The organism is Salinicola salarius, assembly GCF_002179555.1.
Lineage (GTDB): Bacteria > Pseudomonadota > Gammaproteobacteria > Pseudomonadales > Halomonadaceae > Salinicola > Salinicola salarius_A.
The window spans coordinates 1-3,984 of record NZ_NHOU01000074.1 but is presented as its reverse complement, the minus strand read 5'-3'; the positions used below and the strand labels follow the sequence as shown (position 1 = coordinate 3,984).

Here is a 3,984-nt window from a genome sequence, read left to right as displayed (position 1 = left end):
AGGTGGACCAATGGATAGGGTCCACTTCAGAATCGGGACGGAGAAAGGATACAAACCCTTAGATATGCTCTAGCAGCATCGCTGCTGTTTGCAGCACCCGCTGCTATCGCTCAACAGCAGCTGTCGATCGCCACAGGCGGTACCGGCGGCACATATTACCCCTATGGCGGCGGCTTGGCCGAATTGATCAACCAATATGTTGAGGGCTATGACGCCGTCGCCGAAGTCACTGGCGCCTCGGTAGAAAACATGGGGCTGGTGTGGCGGCGATTCCGATATCGCTACAGCTCTGGCAGATACGGTCTATCAGGCCTACAACGGCACCGGTGACTTCGAGGGACGCCAGCTCGAGAACATTCGTGCCCTAGCTTCGATATATCCCAACGCCTTACAGATCGTAACCTTGGCGGATTCCAACATCGAATCCCTACAGAATCTCAAGGGGAAGACGGTTTCCATAGGGGCGCCCGGTAGCGGTACTGAACTCAACACCCTGGCAGTGCTCGAAGCCAACGGAATCTCCTCCGATGATATCGAGGCGCGGCGTCTCAATTTCAACGAGACTGCAGACGCGATTCGCGATGGCGATATCGATGCCGGCTTCTGGAGTGTTGGGCCGCCTACTTGTCATCGCCAATGTAAAGCTGACCCCCTGACGCCGAGGTAAATTTGACCCCTCTGGGCGAAGATGGTGGCTTTTGAGCCGCCGAGATGTTGACCCAGGAGCAGTCAGTGGAGATCAAAGTGTTGGCCCGTCAGGGGCATGGCATCAAGGCGATCGCCCGGGAGCTGGGGCTCTCGCGCAATACCGTCCGCAAGTACCTGCGGGGCGAGAAGGACTTGCCACGCTATAAGGCGCGAGCGCCGCGACCCGGCAAGCTCGACGCCTTCAAGCCCTATCTTCAGGGACGTATCGCAGCGGCCCGCCCGCACTGGATTCCGGCGACCGTGCTGATGCGTGAGATTCAGGCGCAAGGCTACGCCGGCGGCATCAGCCAGCTAAAGGCTTATCTGGCGCCCTTCAAGGGCCGACCGGAGGACCCGGTCGTGCGCTTCGAGACGCCGCCGGGCAAGCAGTTGCAGGTCGACTTCACCACGATCCGTCGCGGTCGCGAGCCGCTCAAGGCCTTCGTTGCGACACTCGGCTACAGCCGAGCGACCTTCGTGCGCTTCTCGACACGCGAGGACAGCGAGGCGTGGTTGACTGGCCTGCGAGAGGCGTTTGTCTATTTTGGCGGCGTCCCCGAAGAGGCGCTGTTCGATAACGCCGGCACCATCATTACCGAGCGCGACGCCTACGGTGACGGCCGGCATCGCTGGCATCCGGCCCTGGCGGCGCTGGCCGAGGAGTACGGCTTTCGCCCTCGGGTCTGTCGCCCCTACCGGGCCAAGACCAAGGGCAAGGTCGAGCGCTTCAACGGCTACCTCAAGGGCAGCTTCATCACGCCGTTGGCCGCCACGCTCAAGAGCGCCGGATTGATCCTGGACGTGCCGACGGCCAATGCCCACATCGGCCGCTGGCTCGATGAGATCGCCCATCAGCGGGTGCATGGCACCACCGGCGTGCCGCCGGCGATGCGACTGGCCGAGGAGCGCGGGGTCCTGTTACCGCTGCCGGCGACGGCCACCAGCATCGTTCCGGTCCCGGCGTTGCGGTCAGGGCGCGCGCTACCGCATGAGAGCCTACAGCATCCCTTGTCGGTGTATGACCAGCTGTTGGAGGCCAGCCCATGAACTTGCAGCACGACCGCATCAGCGAGCTGTGCCAGGGTCTCAAGCTCGAACGCATCGGCAGCGATTGGTCGCACCTCGCGCAGCGGGCGGCCAACGGCGAGGCGAGCTTTGCCGACTTTCTCGAGACGTTGCTGAGCGCCGAAGCCGATGCCCGGGCCGAGCGTTCGCGCCAGACGCTGTTGAAGATGGCCGCCTTCCCGGCGGTGAAGACGCTGGAGCACTACGACTTCGCCTTCGCCTCGGGAGCCCCGCGTGCGCAGCTTCAGGAACTGGCGGCACTCAGCTTCATCGAGCGCGCGGAGAACATCGTCCTGCTTGGCCCCAGCGGCGTGGGCAAGAGCCACCTGGCGATTGCGTTGGCCTACCGCGCCGTCATGGCGGGGATCAAGACACGCTTCGTCAGCGCGGCCGACCTGATGCTGCAGCTCACGGCGGCCCACCGCCAGGAGCGGCTCAGGGAGTACTTCAACCGTGTGGTGATGGGGCCGCGCCTGTTGGTGATCGATGAGATCGGCTACCTGCCCTTCGGGCGCGACGAGGCGAACCTGTTCTTCAACGTCGTTGCCAAGCGCTACGAGCGTGGCAGCATGATTCTGACCAGCAACCTGCCGTTCACGCAATGGGCCGGGACCTTTGCCGACGACCAGACGCTGACGGCCGCGATGCTGGATCGGCTCTTGCACCACGCCCACATCGTGCAGATCACCGGCGAGAGCTACCGACTCAAGGACAAGCGCAGAGCCGGCACCACTCCTTCGGCAACGATAGCCGAATAACCGACGGGCCCAGGGGGTCAATATTACTTCGGCGATTCAGAGCCAAAGGGGGTCACTTTTCAGTCGGCGTTGACAGGGGCGACATGAATGGCGCGATCGGCACCCAGCGCCAGCGCGGTACGCAGCTGCTTCTGAGCGGCCTTGGGCCCGACGGTCACCGCGACGACTTCCGTGGCGATACCTTTCTCCTTCAGCCGCACCGCCTCTTCCACGGCGATCTCACAGAACGGGTTCATGGCCATCTTGACGTTGGCCAGGTCGACGTCGGAGTGATCCGGCTTGACGCGGATCTTGACGTTGTAGTCAATGACGCGTTTGACCGCGACGAGTACTTCATAGCGTCACCTTTACCAGCTTTCGCAATGAGGAACACAGTTTCGCATTACCTAAAAAGTAAAATCATGCCCAGCGAGGCGTCAAGCAATAACCTGCCGGCAAGACCAAAGGTGTAGTGTGTTCTGAAGTGCTTGGAGTTGCTTGTCGAATGCCTACCTGTCGGGTCCCGGGTGATTGATTACGCGTTTCCAGAATAACTCGGGCCGGTCCTTCTGCCACTGCTTCATTGCACCGATTGGTGTTTGATGGTGCAAGGCCCTCTGTGATTGATATGGTGGTTGTAGAGCCAGTTATAGCGTTTGAGCGTGGTCTCCAGATCCGCCCGCGAGTCGAATCGATGTGTGTTAAGCACATCGCTCACGCGGCCGTTGAAACGCTCGACCATGCCATTGGTCTGCGGCCGGTAAGGCGGGATCAGCCGATGTTCGATGCCATGCTGGCGACAGAACCGATCTACCCGGTGCCTGCCGCTGGGCACTCTCTCGCCTCCGGCGGCGAAGCGGTCGGTAAAGGTCTTGCCGTTGTCCGTCAGCAGGGTCCTGATCCTGAACGGCGCCCGCTCACGAACGTGCTGCAGAAGACATCGGCATCCTGCGCGGACTGATGTTGGCGGACCTCCAAGACCCTGCGAGTGGCTCGATCGTTCGCCACGAAGAGATAGCGCTTGTGGTCCTCATCGGGCACCTGAGGCAGATGCTTGACGTCGACATGGACATATCCCGGCTCATAGGCCTTGAAGGGCTTATGGGACGTTTGCTGCGCCGCTTTCTCCTGCTTTTCCAGAGCCGCCAGGCTGGGCAGACCGCGTCGCTTCAGAAGGCGCTGCAGTGCTGAGCGTGAGAGGTCTGGATGAAGAAACTCCTTGGCCACCACCAGCAGGTCATCGACGCTCAGACGCAGGTATTCGCGCAGGGCCACCACGATCTCTTCCTAAGCGGGAGATAGCGTCACGAGCAGGTTGTGTCGCGTGTGGGATCGGTCATGTTGCGTATTGCGGTAACGCCACCGGGCAATGGTGGGACACGAGACATGATAACGCCGAGCCAGTTCGCTATCACTGACCGAGGCGGGCGCCTGTTGGATCTCCTTGCGGATGCGCGGTGTAGAGGTCGCCGTCTTATGCAGTTTGATATCCATC

Annotated in this window: 2 protein-coding genes and 3 pseudogenes; 3 read left to right on the top strand and 2 right to left on the bottom strand. The window is 61.5% G+C overall.

The window, feature by feature from the left end:
- Nucleotides 1–48: 48 nt before the first annotated feature.
- From CCD76_RS18905 to istB, 3 genes and pseudogenes are all read left to right on the top strand, one after another.
- Nucleotides 49–625, top strand: a pseudogene (locus CCD76_RS18905) (TAXI family TRAP transporter solute-binding subunit); the annotation flags it as partial.
- An 86-nt stretch (nt 626–711) separates the two neighbouring features.
- On the top strand, nt 712–1,734 hold the full coding sequence (istA, locus tag CCD76_RS18900) for an IS21 family transposase (protein WP_087721042.1): 1,023 nt from the start codon (nt 712–714) through the stop codon (nt 1,732–1,734).
- The gene (gene istB / locus CCD76_RS18895; protein WP_087721041.1) at nt 1,731–2,510 is read left to right on the top strand and encodes an IS21-like element helper ATPase IstB; all 780 of its coding nucleotides are present in this window, start codon (nt 1,731–1,733) and stop codon (nt 2,508–2,510) included. Before istA ends, istB begins: the two co-directional genes overlap by 4 nt.
- 80 nt (nt 2,511–2,590) lie before the next feature.
- Here the strand turns inward: istB and CCD76_RS18890 are convergent.
- A pseudogene (locus tag CCD76_RS18890) lies at nt 2,591–2,818 on the bottom strand (electron transfer flavoprotein subunit beta/FixA family protein); the annotation flags it as partial.
- Nucleotides 2,819–2,998: 180 nt separating this feature from the next.
- Nucleotides 2,999–3,983 (bottom strand): annotated as a pseudogene (locus CCD76_RS18885) (integrase core domain-containing protein).
- Nucleotide 3,984 lies beyond the last annotated feature (1 nt).